This is a genomic window from Bdellovibrio bacteriovorus (genome assembly GCF_001592735.1).
Lineage (GTDB): Bacteria > Bdellovibrionota > Bdellovibrionia > Bdellovibrionales > Bdellovibrionaceae > Bdellovibrio > Bdellovibrio bacteriovorus_D.
This window is the reverse complement of record NZ_LUKE01000003.1, coordinates 143182-159813: the sequence shown is the minus strand read 5'-3', so window position 1 is coordinate 159813 and position 16632 is coordinate 143182. Positions and strand designations below refer to the sequence as shown.

At 45.1% G+C, this 16632-nt stretch carries 15 protein-coding genes; 12 read left to right on the top strand and 3 right to left on the bottom strand.

Annotation, left to right across the window (positions count from 1 at the left end; translation table 11 throughout):
• Nucleotide 1 precedes the first annotated feature (1 nt).
• From AZI86_RS13185 to thrS, 5 genes are all read left to right on the top strand, one after another.
• Nucleotides 2-568, top strand: coding sequence for a cbb3-type cytochrome c oxidase N-terminal domain-containing protein (locus AZI86_RS13185; protein ID WP_061835667.1), 567 nt, complete (start codon nt 2-4; stop codon nt 566-568).
• 6 nt (nt 569-574) lie between these two features.
• Entirely contained in the window at nt 575-1972 is a 1398-nt protein-coding gene (gene ccoG / locus AZI86_RS13180; protein WP_061835666.1) for a cytochrome c oxidase accessory protein CcoG, read from the top strand.
• Nucleotides 1969-2613, top strand: coding sequence for a sulfite exporter TauE/SafE family protein (locus tag AZI86_RS13175; RefSeq protein ID WP_253715942.1), 645 nt, complete (start codon nt 1969-1971; stop codon nt 2611-2613). Before ccoG ends, AZI86_RS13175 begins: the two co-directional genes overlap by 4 nt.
• Nucleotides 2614-2839: 226 nt before the next feature.
• The gene (locus AZI86_RS13170) at nt 2840-3616 is read left to right on the top strand and encodes a substrate-binding periplasmic protein (RefSeq protein WP_061835665.1); all 777 of its coding nucleotides are present in this window, start codon (nt 2840-2842) and stop codon (nt 3614-3616) included.
• Nucleotides 3617-3852: 236 nt separating this feature from the next.
• Entirely contained in the window at nt 3853-5067 is a 1215-nt protein-coding gene (thrS, locus tag AZI86_RS13165) for a threonine--tRNA ligase (protein ID WP_061835664.1), read from the top strand.
• A gap of 4 nt (nt 5068-5071) precedes the next feature.
• Here the strand turns inward: thrS and AZI86_RS13160 are convergent, their stop codons facing one another.
• Nucleotides 5072-5587 (bottom strand): VOC family protein, encoded by a 516-nt coding sequence (locus AZI86_RS13160; protein ID WP_061835663.1) that lies wholly within the window; start codon nt 5585-5587, stop codon nt 5072-5074.
• A 93-nt stretch (nt 5588-5680) separates the two neighbouring features.
• Here AZI86_RS13160 and AZI86_RS13155 point away from each other — a divergent pair, with 93 nt between their 5' ends.
• From AZI86_RS13155 to AZI86_RS13145, 3 genes are all read left to right on the top strand, one after another.
• The gene (locus AZI86_RS13155) at nt 5681-6295 is read left to right on the top strand and encodes a YceI family protein (protein WP_061835662.1); all 615 of its coding nucleotides are present in this window, start codon (nt 5681-5683) and stop codon (nt 6293-6295) included.
• 2 nt (nt 6296-6297) lie between these two features.
• A complete protein-coding gene (locus AZI86_RS13150) occupies nt 6298-7338 on the top strand; it encodes an SDR family NAD(P)-dependent oxidoreductase (RefSeq protein WP_061835661.1) in 1041 nt (346 codons plus the stop codon).
• Between the two features lie 93 nt (nt 7339-7431).
• Nucleotides 7432-8238 carry an outer membrane protein OmpK gene (locus AZI86_RS13145; RefSeq protein ID WP_061835660.1) on the top strand — a complete coding sequence of 269 codons (807 nt, stop codon included), beginning with the start codon at nt 7432-7434 and terminating at the stop codon, nt 8236-8238.
• A gap of 327 nt (nt 8239-8565) precedes the next feature.
• Here AZI86_RS13145 and AZI86_RS13140 read toward each other — a convergent pair whose 3' ends face one another.
• Both AZI86_RS13140 and AZI86_RS13135 read right to left on the bottom strand, forming a co-directional pair.
• Complete coding sequence (locus tag AZI86_RS13140; RefSeq protein ID WP_061835659.1) at nt 8566-9978, bottom strand: hypothetical protein; 1413 nt, start codon at nt 9976-9978, stop codon at nt 8566-8568.
• Nucleotides 9979-10297: 319 nt separating this feature from the next.
• Nucleotides 10298-11254, bottom strand: coding sequence for a 2-hydroxyacid dehydrogenase (locus tag AZI86_RS13135; protein WP_061835658.1), 957 nt, complete (start codon nt 11252-11254; stop codon nt 10298-10300).
• An 85-nt stretch (nt 11255-11339) separates the two neighbouring features.
• Between AZI86_RS13135 and ileS the strand changes: the two genes are divergently transcribed.
• From ileS to AZI86_RS13115, 4 genes are all read left to right on the top strand, one after another.
• Nucleotides 11340-14513 (top strand): isoleucine--tRNA ligase, encoded by a 3174-nt coding sequence (gene ileS, locus AZI86_RS13130; RefSeq protein ID WP_061835657.1) that lies wholly within the window; start codon nt 11340-11342, stop codon nt 14511-14513.
• A gap of 2 nt (nt 14514-14515) precedes the next feature.
• Entirely contained in the window at nt 14516-15256 is a 741-nt protein-coding gene (gene tsaA / locus AZI86_RS13125; RefSeq protein ID WP_061835656.1) for a tRNA (N6-threonylcarbamoyladenosine(37)-N6)-methyltransferase TrmO, read from the top strand.
• An 88-nt stretch (nt 15257-15344) separates the two neighbouring features.
• Complete coding sequence (locus AZI86_RS13120) at nt 15345-15830, top strand: GyrI-like domain-containing protein (protein WP_061835655.1); 486 nt, start codon at nt 15345-15347, stop codon at nt 15828-15830.
• Between the two features lie 129 nt (nt 15831-15959).
• The gene (locus AZI86_RS13115; RefSeq protein WP_061835654.1) at nt 15960-16499 is read left to right on the top strand and encodes a hypothetical protein; all 540 of its coding nucleotides are present in this window, start codon (nt 15960-15962) and stop codon (nt 16497-16499) included.
• The last annotated feature ends 133 nt before the right edge of the window (nt 16500-16632 follow it).

Genomic DNA, 16632 nt, shown 5'->3' with positions numbered 1-16632 from the left:
CATGTCGGACGATCAAAAATACCACGTTTATGATGATATCGTTGAACACGACAATCCACTGCCGACCTGGTGGCTGTGGACTTTCTTTTTAACCATTATCTTTTCGTTCATTTATTTCATTCATTATTCTTTAGGAACGGATTCGCCGACCTTAAATGATGAACTAAAAATCGCGATGGCAGAGCTAGAAAAATCAAAATCAGCTGCCGTCGCGAGCGCCCCGATGGAAACAGAAGATTCCTTAAAAGAAATCTTTGATAAGCCCGAGATGCTTACCGTCGGTGCGGCACAATTTTCGGCAAAGTGTGCCGCTTGTCATGGCGCGGAGATGCAAGGGCTTATTGGGCCTGATTTGACCGACAAGTTTTGGATTCACGGAAAAGGCACGCGCTTAGATCTTTTAAAAGTGATCCGGGAAGGTGTTCCTGAAAAAGGAATGCCACCTTGGGGACCCGTCATGAAACGCGATGAAATTTACGCCGTGGCTTCGTTTATTTTATCAAAAAAAGGCAGTCACCCTGCCGGCAGCAAAGGCCCTCAAGGAGACGCTGTCGAAGATTATAAGTAGGTATTTATGAATTTAGACCCCGGAAAACTTACCAGTGTCGACGCCAACGGAGACCGGATCAACTTGATTCCCGCCGAGGTGCGCGGATTTTTCCGTAAGCATAGGACGTGGACTCAAATAGTTCTTTTGGTGATTTTTTTAGGTTTACCTTGGACTAAGATCGGCGGACATCAAACTCTTTTACTGGATATCCCAGAAAGGGAGTTTTATGTTTTCGGTGTTGTTTTCCGGGCCCATGATGTGCCGTTGTTATTTTTTATCTTGGCGGCTTTAACCTTAGGGCTGGCGTTTGTGACGTCGGTCTGGGGCCGTGTGTGGTGCGGCTGGGCCTGTCCACAGACTGTTTTCATTGACGGTGTTTTTCGTCGTATAGAAAAGTGGACCGAAGGCAGCTATATCGATCGTCGCCGCCTCCAGGCGGCCCCATTAAATGCCGAAAAGTTTCGAAAGAGTGGCTTAAAATGGTTTTTGTTTTTTGCCGTCTCTTCGGCCATCGCGCACAGCTTTTTAGCTTACTTCGTGGGGGCCCAAGACCTCCTTGGGATGATGCAAGGTTCGCCTCAAGAAAATAGAACTTACTTTTTGCTAGCAAGTTTTTTCACCGCTTTGATACTTTTTGATTTTGGTTGGTTTCGCGAGCAGTTCTGCGTGATCATGTGCCCTTACGGGCGGATTCAGTCCGTGCTTTTAGATTCAAAATCCTTGGCCGTGGTTTATGATGTCAACCGCGGGGAGCCCCGCAAAGGTCTTAATAAAGATCCTCAAAGCAAAGTTGGTGACTGCGTTTCTTGCAATCGCTGCGTGCAGGTCTGCCCAACGGGAATTGATATTCGCAATGGCTTACAAATGGAATGTATTGCCTGTACCGCCTGCATTGATGCTTGTGATGAAATCATGACCAAGGTGAAAAAACCTAAGGGCCTTATTCGCTATGATACTTTAGATGGCAGCAAGTTATCCCTCAAAAAGCCGCGTTCGATTATTTACATGACTGGCATTGCGATTTTAATCGGTGGCCTAGCCTGGGCCGTGGCTTCTCGAGAGCCGGCGCATATCGCGATTTTGCGCGGCCTAGGGGTGCCCTATTCTTACGTCAAAGGCGTTCAGAATGAAGATTTGATTTTAAATCAGTTCCGTTTGCATATCCAAAACCAGGGTGAACACCGAGCTCGCTATGAACTGGCTTTAGTTAAGTCTGTAGATCATCCCGATTTACAAATGCAAGTGGCTGAAAACCCATTGACGCTGGCACCTAAAGAGTTCCGCGAATGGTTCTTCTTTTTCCGCGTGCCCCCAGAGTACTTTAAAAATTCATCGAAAATTTCTGTAAAAATAGAAGTGCGTGATTTGGAATCGGACTTTAAAACTTCACGTGATGTGATTTTGATTGGACCGCAGCTATGATGACAAGCTCCCTGGTTCTTGCGCTCAGCATTGTGTCGACCAGCTTCTTAGGAAGCTGGCATTGTGCTGCGATGTGTGGACCGGTGGCAAGTTTGATGGCGCAAAGAAAGTCCTTAGTCAGTTATCACTTAGGTCGTCTGGTTTCTTACGCCACTTTGGGTGGTGTTGCGGGAAGCTTAGGGCAAGTTTTTTTAAATTCCCATGTGGTGACTTTACGCTGGATTTCAGCAAGCTTTCTTGCCCTATTTCTATTTTATTTAGCTATGTCTATGCTCTTTCCAAAACGTTTTAAAAGTCCCGGTCAATGGAGTTACCTAAAAAATTTAATCCAACGTTTTCATTCCGCGAAGTTTTTCCGTTCTCGTAATTCGGGCTGGGTGTTTGGTCTCTTAACGGCCCTGCTTCCTTGCGGGTGGCTTTACACTTACGTTCTTGCCGCGATGGCTAGCGGAAGTATTTGGAGTGGCGTTTTAGTCATGACTCTTTTTTGGCTGGGTGGATTGCCTGTTTTATACTCAGCCCCCCAATTGATCAAAAGCTTGATCGCGGGCACACCCGCACGCAATCAAAAAATTGCAGGTTTTGTGCTGATTTTTTCAAGCTTCTATTCGCTGTGTGTGTTTATGTTTGCCCATCACTAGGGCAAAAGAAGAGTTTCGGCACTCGCTATAGAGAGAACCATAAGGCAAAGAGCGCAAATAAAAACGATTCGTAACGACATAACTTGCCTTTATACTGCAGAAAATCTGCCTTTTTACATACCAAGAGCACGCGTTGTAAAAGCTCCATCACTGTCAAAAATTAAGACGCTTCAGGACGCGCAAAAAGGACTAGAAAGCCTCTAGCAGTCGTGGTTAAGATAGGCCCATGTCACGCTTCATACTCGTTTTGGCACTTTCGGCACTGGGATTTTCCTTTCCTTCATTCGCGGCCCGCACCGCTATTCGCGTGGGCGCCTATCAATTTCCTCCTTACTTTGACGCCGGAAGCAACAAAACACACGGCCTGACCGTCGAAACTGTGAATATTTTAAACTCTATTCAACGAGACTATAATTTCGAAATTCAGCGCCTACCAGCCAGTCAACGCTATGCCCACTTTGGCAAACGCATTGATATGTTTCTTTTTGAGGACCCGGCTTGGGAATGGTCTAAAAGCACTTACGAGTTTTTGCCTTTAGATGTTGAAGACGGAGAAGTTTATATTACCAAGGCGGGCTCCTCCGCGCCAAAAAATTTTGAAGAACTTAAGGCCATGAAAATTGCCATCGTTAAGGGATTTCATTATGGCTTTGCGGGGCTGGATGCCGATGAAAGAACATTAAAGCGCAATTTCCGAGTAGAAATGGCTGATGACTCCGACGGGGCTATTCATTTGGTTTTAACTGGCGTGGCAGATGTCACGGTACTGGCAAAATCTTATATTTATGAATATCTGCGACAGCATACGGAAAATCGCGACAAATTTACGATCTCAAATAATTATGACTCTACTTACAAGCTGGGGGTTGTTTTTAATCCCACCGGTCGCATCCGCCGGGAAAAATTAGAGCCCTTGCTTTCAAAGCTTAAAAAAGACGAGCGCTTTATTAAGCTTGTCGATGACCGGTTCACGATGCCCGCCCCGCCTAAAACTGGGAAATAGTATTAGAATTTCTTTGGTTGCTCATAAAAATTTCTGAATTTCCTTTATGCGTTCTATTTGTTAATCTGCCTTCATGAGTCCTTTTGCTCTTCTTTTTCTTTCTAGTGCCTTGATCACCACCCCGTAGGGGTCACATCTGTATTTGGTCTTAGCTTTAAGACCTCAAAACTCACGCATTTTTTACTGAACAACTTTCGAAGCCTTTCGCTTCAACAATTTATTTTTTTGGAGATTTTATGTCATCCCCTATCGATCATCGCCAATTGGCTGATGAAATGGAGATCTATTTTTTAAACGAATCCGTCGGCGCCGGTTTACCCAACTGGCTTCCCCATGGCGTGGCCATCCGTGACTCCTTAGAAGCCTTTGTAAAAGACCTTGAATTTAAGGGCGGCTATCAGCGAGTCATCAGTCCCCACTTAGCCAAAGCCGATCTTTATCAAGCCTCAGGACACTTACGTGCTTTTAAAGAGGACATGTATCCACCTATACAATGGCCTGAAGATCAGTCGCAGTATTATCTTAAACCCATGAACTGTCCGCATCACCATATGGCCTTTGCCGCGTTACCACGAAGCTATCGAGATCTGCCATTGCGCCTGGCGGAATACGGGCAAGTGTATCGCTTCGAAAGAAGCGGTTCCTTAAAGGGCTTAAGTCGCGTGCGAGGACTCTGTCAGAACGACGGACATATTTACATGCCACGTTCAAAATCCTTAGACGAAGTCATCTCCGTCTTGGAGCTGCACGAACGATGCTACCGCGCTTTAGGGCTTAAGGGGTATCGTTATCGACTTTCAAAACATGATCCCCATCAAATGCAGAAATTTGACGGCGAAGTTTCATTGTGGCAAGAAAGCGAAAAGATCTTAAAAGAAGCCTTAGATAAATTAAACTTAGAATACTTCGAGGCCGAAGGCGAAGCGGCTTTTTACGGACCTAAGATCGATGTGCAGATGAAAATGAATTCTGGAATTGAAGAGTCCATTGCGAGTGTGCAGTTAGACTTTAATTCTGGCAAAAAATTTAATTTGCAGTTTATCAATCAAGACGGAAAATCAGAACACCCTTGGATTGTGCACCGGGCCCCGTTAGGCAGTCATGAACGCTTTGTCGCCTTGCTTTTAGAGTTCTATCAAGGCCGATTGCCGGGATGGCTGGCGCCGATTCAAGTGCATCTTATCCCGGTGCGCGAAGAGCATATCGAAAATGCCCGGCAATTGGCTCAAGAATTAAGAATGCAAGGTGTTCGAGCTCAGGTCGAGATGAGCCAAGGCAGTGTTTCTAAAAAACTGCTCTTCTCCCATCGCCTTCGTCCATTTTCTTATCTCGTCATCGGTGATAAAGAAATCAAAGAAGGAGTTTACAACTTACAGAGGTCCAATATGTCGGAGCTGATGGGCTTACAAGAAATGATTTTCCGACTTAAAGAACTTTTAAAACAACCTTAAAAAATCAAGCATGCGCCGTGGAGTTTAACTCCATGGCGATGACTTCTTCTAAAGATTGATGATGGAATTTTAAATTGCGTCGCCCTAAACAGATCTCAAGCTCGGGATTGATTTCTTTTTTTAAGCCTCCGCGATCTAAATTGAGATGACCATAGCGTTTTTCTAATTCTGCAAATGGCACATCACAGACGATTTCAATATGTTCAAAACCTTCTTCACTGGCTTTTCCGGCCTTCGGAGCCGGAAGCTCAACCACATCAACAACCCCGCTAAAAAACACAATAGGTTCGTTTAATTTATAGGTGGCAATCGGACGTCCATTGACATCATTTTCAATCAGCAGGCGTCCAAACTTGGCAAATTCATCCTTTAATAATTCGTAACGATCCAAAGACGGCACACGATAGCAAAGATGATCAATTTTCCAATGGCTAGGAATTTCAATTTTATGCGCGGCCATGTCTTCAAACAGGCGGCCTAAAAAGTCATGAGCTTGAGCTTGAAATTCTTGGAATTGCATAGCGCATGTATAATACCAAATCCCAGGGAATGTCTATGCCTTTCAGCGACCCTCACGTTAAGATGTCCCATATCACTTTTTATGGGAGATCTTATGAAGTTCCTGGTTCAATCGCTTGCTTTCTTAACACTTTTATTTTCGTTTAATGCCGGGGCCGTGAAGGGCTACGTTAAAGGAAAATATGATGTCGATCCCGCTCACACGCGTATTTCTTTTGTCATTCCTCACTTTGTGGTTTCAGAAGTCGAAGGACGTTTTAACGAAGTTAAAGGCGAATTTAATTTAGCCGAACCTTTTGCGGCCTCTAGTTTTTCGGCGACCATCCCCGTTTCTTCTATCGATACAGGGGTTAAACAACGTGATGACCATTTAAAATCAAAAGATTTTTTTGAAGCCGCAAAATATCCTTCGATGAAACTTGTCAGTAAATCGATTACGGGCACGGATGATTCTTTTAAAGTGGTTGCGACCTTGACCATCAAGGACGTCACTAAAGACGTGACCTTCGAGGGTAAATGCACGGGCTTTGTCGTAGATACCTGGGGAAAACAAAGAGCTGCGTTCCAAATGACCGGCACCATCAACCGCAAAGATTTTAATATTAATTATAACGACAAAGTCGCTTTAGGCCCGGCGGTGGGCGATGAAGTTAAAATTCGCATCTGGACAGAAGGGATTGCGGTCACCCCACCCGCTAAAGGAAAATAGTTATGGGAAAATTACGTCGTAAAATTTTAGGCGCTGCAGGCCTTATCACCGCTGGATATTTTGCCTGGGGATTTATCAAGCGGCGTTTGCGGCACTTTAGCTATCAGAACAAGGTCGTCTTAATCACCGGAGGATCAAGAGGCCTCGGCTTGGTCTTAGCTCGAGAACTTGCTTCGCGCGGAGCTCATTTAGTTTTATTAGCTCGCGACAAAGAAGAGCTGCAAAAAGCGCAAAATCAAATTCAAGAGCTTTACCCAGAATGTGAAGTTTTGATGGTCCCTTGCGATCTGACGCAAAAATATCAAATCCTCTGGGCAATTAAGCAAGTCTTCATCCACTTTGGCAGCTTAGATATGATTATCAATAATGCAGGTATTATTTCTGTCATGCCCTATGAAAATGCCAGCGAAGATGATTTTAAAGATGCCATGGACACACACTTCTGGGGACCTTTCCATTTAATTGAAGCCGCCCTTCCTCATTTCAAAGCCCATCGCGGCGGGAGGATTGTGAATATCGGCTCTATCGGAGGAAAAGTTTCTGTGCCCCACCTAGCACCTTACTGTGCCAGCAAATTTGCACTCACCGGATATTCAGATTCTTTAAGAGCCGAGCTGATGAAAGATAACATCTATGTCACCTCCGTATCACCAGGACTTATGCGCACTGGCTCGATCGGCCATGCCCAAATAAAAGGACAAGAAACTTTAGAGTATTCTTGGTTTGCTTTAGCGTCCTCCTTGCCCCTATTAAGTGTATCGGCCGAAAAAGCGGCCAAAGCCATTTGCGATGCTGCCGAAGTCGGCCAAGCAGAGCTCATCATTTCTTTACCTGCCAAGCTGGCCGTGAAGCTTCGCGCCCTGATGCCCGAACTCACCTCGGATGCCGTAAATCTTGCCAACGCGATTTTACCCTCGCCCGCTCGCCGAGACTTGCATCAAGAAGCAAAACTGGGAATGGAAATAGACTCTCCCGTGGTGCCAAGTATAGCGACTTTAAAAGCAGAAAAAGCAGCCCAGAAAAACAATGAGGGTAGAATTTAGTCATAACTCACCGCATTTCTGAGGATGTTTAGAATTAACATTGAGAAATGCGGTCGTTTTTGCTAGCTAGTGGCTCCAGCCGGAGACCACAAAATGAAATTTAAATTAAGCCTTTTGTTCGTGTTGCTTTCTTCAACATTGTCCTTTGCTCAAGACAACCCAAGTTCGGATCTGCATAAGAACGACTTTAAATGGTTTCAGTTCAATATCATGCAAAGTATCGACAATAAAATTCCTTTCCAAAACCAAGACGATACTTACTTGGAAATGGAATTCGGAGGCCGTTCAGGGATCTTTGATCTTTACGGCTATCTAGATGTTTTTGATATCTTTGACAGCCCCGACAGCGATCGCCACGGCAAAGATAATTTTTTCTTTAAATTTGCTCCGCGCGTTTCAATCAACGCGATGTTGGGGCACGAAAAATACCAAGGTTTTGTTTCTGAAGTTTACATCTCAGGTTTGATGAACGTCGGTGATCAATCTTTGTTTGAACAATACATCGGTCTTGGTTCTGACATCCAAGTTCCGTGGCTGGGCCGCGTGGGTGCAAATTTGATGGCTCGCTATGTTCGTGAAAATTACACCAATCCAAACGAAAAACGTTGGGATGGATACATCATTTCAACAAACTGGTTTAGACCTTTTTGGGAAATCGGCGGCAATCTGACTTATCAAGGTTATTTAGATTATAAATTTGGTGCGACACAAATTTCTGATTCGACGAACTACTCTGAAGATTCTTTAGAATGGTTCAACGGTCTTTACTGGCACACTCAACGCTATGCTTTGGGTTACGGCTTAAAGTACTATAAAGACATGGCGCTGTTAAAAGACGGCGGCATTGCCGGAGAGACCACAGGATTTGGTCATTACCTTTCTGTGACGTATAAGTTTTAAGAGGCGACTCCCGATAATTACCAAAAGCACGTCCTGTAAAAAGCCGGCATCCCCGGCTTTTTGCTTTCTTTTTTCGAAAACTCGATTTTTTAAGGTTTTTTCTGAGGATTTTGACCGAAGCAAGATATTTACAAAGAATCGCAAAGGCGTTTATAAGGCCCTAGTGAACCTATAAAGTTGCATTTGAGATCCATCACGAAGAGCGCAAAAACATTTATTATCGAGGACTTTAAGAACAAGAAGATCATGGCAAGAACAAAGTTGTTAAATTTATAACTCCATGTTTCTTGGGCGGCTCGGGCAAAAGACTTCAGCGAAAAAATAAATTTATAAAAAGAGCGCTCGGCAAGACATGCTGCCACCGCCGGGGATGACGGCAAAATCGAGCTGCTTTAAACGCCTCCGCATCTCGTGCGAGTAATCCGTGCTTACTTCTAGACGTTTGATTTCATGAAGCAAAAGTTCTCGTTGCTCGTAAGGAATTTGCTCATTAAGCAAAATCTCTTGCACTTTTTTTTGCAACCATGGGCTGGTCGCTAAAAGATCTAAAACCTCCACGATCTCTTTAACGCTCTTTGATTTTTCTGACGGAGCGGCAACGACCATTAATAATGGATGCGGCTTACGGATCAATAACTTTGCCGGCAAGAGACGCTTATATACATCCCACGAAAGCCCTGTTTCGGTCACATAGATGTAATAGCGGTTCACAAGTTCTTGCGCGGTGAATTTTCCTTTGGTTGTTTCTGTCACGGTAAATGCGGTTTCTTTAGGTAAGGTCTTTAAGTAAGCAATACGCGCTTCCATCAGCTCGGCCATTAAAATAAAATCATAGATATCCCGTTGCGATCGCACGGCGCGGTTTTCTAAAGGACGATCACTATCGGGTCGAATCATTAACACACTTTTTAGTCCCAAGGCTTGATAGTGCCAAGCTTCGGGGCCGGAATACATCGGATTTGTGGTTTCATAAAATACATGGCGGACAAGGTCGTAAGCCATTTCCGCGATCGTCATTTGCGTGGGATGCTTTCGGGGTTTCGAAAATAAATTGGCTAATGTCATTTTTTCTTCTTGGGGCTTTGTTAATGCCTTAGCCGCAAGATCACTTAAAGCGCGGCGCTGCTCTTCACCGAGCTGGGCTAAATGAGGCGCGTTTAAACTGTTGGTATCGCGAAAAATGCCGTTAGCCAGTTCCGGGCGATTGGCATAATCAATTATAAATTTTAAAAACTCTAGCGCATTGCCATCAAAACTTTTCATCGCGCCAAAATTAAAATGTCCCGCGCGCCGTTCGGGATCAGGACTTAGCCCGGCAAGCTTGGCACTTCCCCAAATCAGCTTCTGTAAAACAGGGGCCATCGCACGCACTTCGGCCACGGTTGATGGTTTTGTGGTGACTTCCACGACATTCGGGTCCCAACTTATTTGAAACCAAAAACCATTTTCCAATTGGAAGCGGCTTTCTTGTCCAAACTTTCCTTCCACGCGCGTTTCTTGACATTGTGGGGGTGGGCAGATTTCTTGAATGGCTTTCACCATGCGATCGGCCATGGCTTCTTCATGACCCTTCAGGCCACTGCCTAAGACCACCGGAACTGAAAAATCCACGAATTCAAACTCCCCACCAATTTGCATTTGGGCCTGAGCCCAAGCGCCCGACGCAATTACGACGACAGCCGTTAAAAAGCTGATCAGTAGCGGGAGTTTAAATGGATATGAACCGCGATTTTTCTTCACCCACAGCTAATAGGCAAAGGAGATACCAGTCTCAATTTGAGACAGACGTCTGATCAATGGTGATCACTTGATGATTTTCAATTTCGACAGGGATCAGTTGAATCTGTTGGCAGTTAGAAAAACACAGCAGCATAAAACCTGAGAGCGACAGGAGTGTGATGAAATGAGTATAGTATTTACGTATTGCTCTAAATTTCATTCTTCCATTTTGCCAAAGGAATAGGCAGACAAAAAGAAGACGTCTCACACTGACTTAGAAAACGCATTACTTTTTTGAAAATTTAAAATATCGTAAAACTCTTAAGCAAACTCTTTTAGCTTACCAAAGCGAATCCTGCGGTTTTTCTCCTCTTAAAACAGCTTCGATATTAGCAAGGGCCCGAAAACCCATCGCATCGCGGGTTTCCCGCGTGGCACTTCCCATATGCGGAGTTAAAAACACATTATGAAATTTCAAAAGATCTTGGTTGTAGTTAGGTTCATCCTGAAAAACATCTAAACCCGCCGCAAAAAGACGGCCTGATTCTAAAGCGCGAATCAGGGCGGACTCGTCCACCAAGCCTCCACGCGCGGCATTCACAAAAACCGCGTCTTGAGGTAAAAGTCCAAAGGTCTCATCGTTCATAATGTTCTTAGTTTCATCGGTCACCGGCGCGTTCAAAGAAAGAATCTCGCACAGGGGAAGCATTTCCTTAAAATCTGAAAAATACACCGCACCCTTTTCTAATTCGGGACTGAGTCTTGTGCGATTGGTGTAAAGAATCTTCATCCCAAAACCCCGGGCCCTGTCAGCAAGGGCCTGACCAATGCGCCCCATACCTAAAATCCCCAAAGTCTTGCCGCTCACCTTAAGTCCCAGCATTTCACTTTGTGAATAACTTTTCCCCCAGCCTTCTTGCATGATCTCGAGATATTCTCGGCCCCGACGACAGGCATTCATGAGTAACATCATGGCAAGATCGGCCGTGCAGTCCGTCAGGACATCGGGAGTATTTGTCACTTCAATCCCCTTCGCTTTTGCGGCTTGGATATCAATGTGGTCAAATCCCACACTGGAAGTCGCAATGATTTTTACGGATTTTGGCAGTTTTGAAATAATCTCGGCGCTTATTCTCTTTTGGTGAGAGACCAAGATCGCGTCTGGATCGTATTGAAGGGCATAAGCTAAAATCTCTTCGGCCTTCACGGCTTTTTCAGCGGCTGTCGTGATAAAAAGCCCTTGAGCTTTCTTAATAACATTCGGTGGAGCGGGATAGCTGATAAATAACTTTTGCATAAGGCAGATGATGCGGTCCAGCAATGGCTTTGTCAACCCTGCCAGATGATGCATATGGCAGGGAAATCTGGTACTTTCACAAGCTATGACAAATGCACCTACCACTCGAAAAGCCCCCTATTCTGCCGTAAAACCCGATGTCCAACTTGCAAAGCAAGAAGAAGGCATTCTTGATTTCTGGGATCAGCAGAACATTTTCGCGCAAACTTTGGATTCATCAAAACCGACTTACAGTTTTTATGATGGTCCTCCGTTTGCAACCGGTCTTCCGCATTATGGTCACTTGCTTGCCGGAGTTTTAAAAGACGTGGTCCCTCGCTATTGGACGATGAAGGGCTACCGCGTGCCTCGCCGTTTTGGTTGGGACTGTCACGGTTTGCCGGTGGAGTATGAAATCAATAAAACCCATAAAATTGAAAGTCGTAAAGACGTTTTCAAAATGGGTGTGGCGGAATACAACTCGGCTTGCCGTGGAATCGTAAAACGCTATTCTGAAGACTGGAAAAAAACCGTGCGCCGTGTGGGCCGTTGGGTTGATATGGAAAATCCCTACTTCACGATGGACACCGAGTTCATGCAAAGTGTGTGGTGGGTGTTCCAGCAGCTTTTCCAAAAAGGTTTGATCTATGAAGGTTACAAAGTCGTTCCTTACTCTGTAGGAATCTCAACCTCGCTTTCAAATTTTGAAGCCAATTCAAATTACAAAATGGTTCAAGATCCGGCCTTGACCGTGATGTTCCCGCTTATCAATCAAGCCAACACTTTCGTGATGGCTTGGACGACAACTCCTTGGACCTTGCCTTCCAACCTCGCTTTGGCTGTGGGTAAAGACATCGACTATGTGAAAGTGAAAGAACATTCGTCAGAGAAGAACTTTATCGTGGCGCAAGCCTTGATGGCTTCGGTGTGGAAAGATCCCGCCAAAGAAGTTGAAGTTTTACAAATGATGAAAGGTCAGGATCTTTTAAATCTGACTTATGAACCTTTATTCCCTTACTTTGCCGATCGCGCGGATCAAGGGGCGTTCCGTATTATCTTAGCTGATCACGTGACTACAGACAGTGGTACAGGGATCGTGCATATGGCGCCCGCCTTCGGTGAGGAAGATTACTTGGCTTGTTCTAAGTATCACATCCCTTTGGTGAATCCGGTGGATGATGACGGCATGTTCACTGCCGAAGTTCCTGATTACAAAGGCCGCCGAGTTAAAGATGCCGATAAGGACATTATCGCCGATCTTAAGAAAAAAGGTCGCGTGTTCAAACAAGACACCATCCAACATAGCTATCCGTTCTGTTATCGTTCAGATACACCACTCATTTACCGTGCGGTTTCAAGCTGGTTTGTGTCGGTTGAAAAAATCAAAGAACAACTGATCGCCGCTAATAAAACGACGACCTGGGTTCCAGATCACTTGCGTGACGGACGCTTTGGGAACTGGTTAGAAAATGCTCGTGATTGGGCTATTTCGCGCAATCGTTTCTGGGGAACCCCCTTGCCATTGTGGAGAAACGCTGAAGGCGAAGTGATCTGCATTGGTTCAAAAGAGGAGCTAGAAAAACTTTCGGGCAAAAAAGTCGATGATTTGCATATCGAGTTTGTCGATAAAATCACCATTCCTTCCCCTACTGGCAAATCAGATTTGAAGCGCATCGAAGGCGTTTTGGATTGTTGGTTTGAATCAGGCTCTATGCCTTACGCGCAATGGGGCTATCCGAAAACCAATGTCGAAGAATTTAAAAAAGCCTTCCCGGCTGATTTTATTGCCGAAGGTTTAGATCAAACGCGGGGTTGGTTCTACACCCTGATGGTGATCGGCACGGCTTTGTTCGGTAAAGCGCCGTTTAAAAATGTGGTCGTCAACGGTCTGGTTTTAGCTGAAGACGGTCGCAAGATGTCGAAGTCTTTAAAAAACTATCCAGATCCGATGGAAGTTTTAAATCAGCATGGTGCGGACGCATTACGCCTGTACTTGATTGATTCGCCCGTCGTGAAAGCACAAGAGCTCAAATTCTCGGAAAAAGGCGTTTACGATGTCGTTCGTAAAATCTTACTTCGTTGGTGGAATTCGTATTCGTTCTTTGCCAACTATGCCAACATCGATGGCTTTGTTCCAAAAGGCGATGCTAAGAACTCGCCGAACATCTTAGATCAATGGGTGCTTTCGCGTTTGAATGGTTTGATCGCCAATACGCAAAAAGAGATGGACGCGTATCGCCTGTATAACGTTGTGCCTCACCTTTTACAGTTCATCGAAGACTTAACCAACACCTACATCCGCTTTAACCGCAGTCATTTCTGGCAAGACGGAATGCCCGAAGAAAAGCGTTTGGCTTACGAAACTTTGCATGAAGTTCTAGTGACGTTATCAAAACTTATGGCGCCGTTTGCGCCGTTTATGGCCGAAGTCACTTATAAAAATTTAGCGCAAGTATTGCCTAATAAAAAAGAGTCTGTGCACTTAGAAAGCTTCCCGGAAGCCGATCTTAAGATGTTGCGTCCAGAACTTGAAGAAGCCGTGCAAGCGATGGATGTGCTAGTCCAGCTAGGGCGTATGCACCGTGAAAAAATCGCGGTGAAAGCGAAAATCCCATTACGTGAAATCAAAATCATTCACCGTAATGCGAAAGTTTTAGAAACTTTGAAAAAGTTTGAGCCGTACTTTGTCGACGAACTGAACTTCCAAAAAGTTATTTATGACAATAACGAAGATCATTACGTGCAAGTGTCTGCTAAGGCCAACTTCCCGGTTCTTGGTAAACGCCTGGGACCTAAGATGAAAACCGTGGGTGCTGGGATTCAAAAACTAGATCTTGCGAGCATCCTGAAACTTGAATCAGGGGCGGCAGTTACTGTCGACGGCGAAGAGATCACTTTGTCTGACGTTGAAATCCGTCGTGCACCAAAAGGTGACAACAAAAACCTCGCGGTTCACCAAGTGGTATCCATTGAAGTGGATCCAACTGTGACTCCAGAGCAAGAACAAGAGGGTTTAGCTCGCGAAATCATGCGTAAGATCCAAGTGGCGCGTAAAACGGCGGACTTCCAAATGGATGATAAGATCCGTTTAGAAATCGCCTGTGATGGTGCTTTGCTTGCCGCCTTGAATGCGCACAAAAACATGCTGGTGACTGAAACCCTTACGGCCGATCTTCACATCTTGCCTTTGACCGGGGCTCCGAAAGGTCATCATGTGGACGAGGGTGATATCGACGGCGAAGCGATCAAAATCGGCGTCACCGCCCTGCCAAGAGCTTAGATATGACACCCTCGGGGAGTTTTGAATTTGAAGCTATCGGACATGTGAAAACCATGTTCAAAGATAAATTCGGGATTCCCCGTCAGCCAGGACTTGTCGCAAATGCCAAGGGTGTTATTAAACTTAAAAACACTCCGGATCTTAAAACCGCGTTGCGCACTTTAGACCAATTCAGTCACTTGTGGATTGTTTTTGTTTTTCACGAACACGGTGGCAAGAATTGGAAGCCCAGCATTCGACCGCCAAGACTTGGGGGCAACGTCAAAGTCGGGGTCCTGGCTTCACGCTCCCCGCACCGTCCCAATCCTATTGGTATTTCAGCAGTGAGCATTGAAAAAATCGATCTTGAAGCCGCGGGGGGACCAGAGATCACGGTTGGTGGTGTGGACCTTTTAGATGGCACGCCGGTTTTAGATATCAAACCTTACATCCCTTATGCAGATTCCATTCCCGATGCCAATCCTGGCTGGGCCGCGGCTCCGATCACCAAGACACCGGTGCACTTTGAAGATGAAGCCCTTGTTGATTTACAGCTAAAAGATGCAGATGGAATGCAAAATTTAAAAGAAATCATCATCGAAGTTTTAGAATTAGATCCTCGCCCCGCTTTTCAAAAAAGAAAAAATCCCCCGTCAGATCCCGCCACGTGGAAGACCCGTTATGGTTTTGCCGTTTTAGATTACGACGTGAAATACGAAATCCGCGAAGACGGTTTTTGGGTTTTGCAGATTATAGATCTTTAATACTCTGTCATTTGACTGGCAATTCCCCCATGAAGATTCTTTTAAAACGTGATTTAATACGTAAAATTCACGATATGTGGAGGTTTTAATGAAGTACGATTTTATTGACAAAACTGAGCCCACAAAATGTGTTGGATATTCTATCCACATCAAAATGCCGGAAGAGCGCGAGAAGATTTTTGCCCTTTGGGAAAGGTTCAATCAAAACAAAGACAAGATCGAAAACTCTTTAGGTACCAGTTATGGCATCTCCGAGTTTAACGGCGAAGATGTTAAATACAGCGCCATGATGGAGGTGAGTGACTTCGGAGAAAAACCGGAAGACATGACCACGATGGTCCTCACTCCCAGATCCTACGCCCAATTTGTTCACGATGGCACCGTTCAAGAAATCGGCAGCACTTGCAATCTGATTTTTGATGAAGTCCCCAAGGCGGGGCTAAAACCCGGAGGACCTTTGATTGAAGTTTATTCTAAGAACTTTAAAGGCCTCGGACGTGAGGAAGTTCCGATTTTATTAACCCTTTCGAACGAAAATAAACCCGCCGCCTCGGACTCTTTGAAACACAACTGAGAAAAGGCCTTGAGAGTGTGAAAACTCTTCCTGATAACAGCGAGAAACACCGCTTTCTGCAAATAGGACCTGGCACTTTTTAGGCGGAAAAGTTATCTTGCCGCAGATAACTTTTCCGCGGAGGAATTTGTGCGCTTTTTAGCCCTTTTACTTTCTTTGTCTTTAACGTCTCCAGCTTTTGCGATGGAAGGTGATTTGACCCTTCCGGATGGAGCTTTCTTCGGCGCTCTTTACAATCGTTTGATCTGTGATTCTTTTGATGAGGTCGGCGTGAACACGCCTTCGGCTTTAAAGACGCACGATGTGCAAATCGAAAAACTTTTAGCGGACCGTATGTTAATCCAATTCTTAGTCGCGGCAAACTTTAAACAAGACGATTCTACTTGCCGTTATTCGATGGTTTTAACTCGGGCTCGCAACAATGCTTTAGTGAAAACAGACTCTAAGGCTTTTGCAATTGACGGAACTTCAGACTGCATCCAAGGCAAAGAAGAACTTGATAAGCTTTTTTCAGGACGCTTGCCTTACACGTACACGAAAAATCCGATCCGCTTTATTTCCTTAAAAATCACGACCCCGACAGCCTCTGAAGTCTGCGGCGAGGGTGCGGATCACTTTCGCGTGGTCTTTGAACGGGTTCGCAACAATACTCCGACCCAACCCCAATAACCTTAGTTTCCTCTAAAAGCCCCTTAAAAAAGGGGCTTTTCTCATTTAGCTTACGTCTTGCTGTCGACTGCTTTTCACAAGGGGTCCTCACTGGGTAACCCCTTTGATATTCCTTGGATTTTTCGCTAGTAAT

Coding starts and splice junctions, on each gene's coding strand:
- thrS (WP_061835664.1), top strand. CDS start 3,853: ATGTCATCCCCTATCGATCATCGCCAATTGGCTGATGAAATGGAGATC.
- AZI86_RS13135 (WP_061835658.1), bottom strand. CDS start 11,254: ATGCAAAAGTTATTTATCAGCTATCCCGCTCCACCGAATGTTATTAAG.
- AZI86_RS13155 (WP_061835662.1), top strand. CDS start 5,681: ATGAAGTTCCTGGTTCAATCGCTTGCTTTCTTAACACTTTTATTTTCG.
- AZI86_RS13145 (WP_061835660.1), top strand. CDS start 7,432: ATGAAATTTAAATTAAGCCTTTTGTTCGTGTTGCTTTCTTCAACATTG.
- AZI86_RS13185 (WP_061835667.1), top strand. CDS start 2: ATGTCGGACGATCAAAAATACCACGTTTATGATGATATCGTTGAACAC.
- ccoG (WP_061835666.1), top strand. CDS start 575: ATGAATTTAGACCCCGGAAAACTTACCAGTGTCGACGCCAACGGAGAC.
- AZI86_RS13170 (WP_061835665.1), top strand. CDS start 2,840: ATGTCACGCTTCATACTCGTTTTGGCACTTTCGGCACTGGGATTTTCC.
- AZI86_RS13175 (WP_253715942.1), top strand. CDS start 1,969: ATGATGACAAGCTCCCTGGTTCTTGCGCTCAGCATTGTGTCGACCAGC.
- AZI86_RS13120 (WP_061835655.1), top strand. CDS start 15,345: ATGAAGTACGATTTTATTGACAAAACTGAGCCCACAAAATGTGTTGGA.
- AZI86_RS13150 (WP_061835661.1), top strand. CDS start 6,298: ATGGGAAAATTACGTCGTAAAATTTTAGGCGCTGCAGGCCTTATCACC.
- tsaA (WP_061835656.1), top strand. CDS start 14,516: ATGACACCCTCGGGGAGTTTTGAATTTGAAGCTATCGGACATGTGAAA.
- ileS (WP_061835657.1), top strand. CDS start 11,340: ATGACAAATGCACCTACCACTCGAAAAGCCCCCTATTCTGCCGTAAAA.
- AZI86_RS13160 (WP_061835663.1), bottom strand. CDS start 5,587: ATGCAATTCCAAGAATTTCAAGCTCAAGCTCATGACTTTTTAGGCCGC.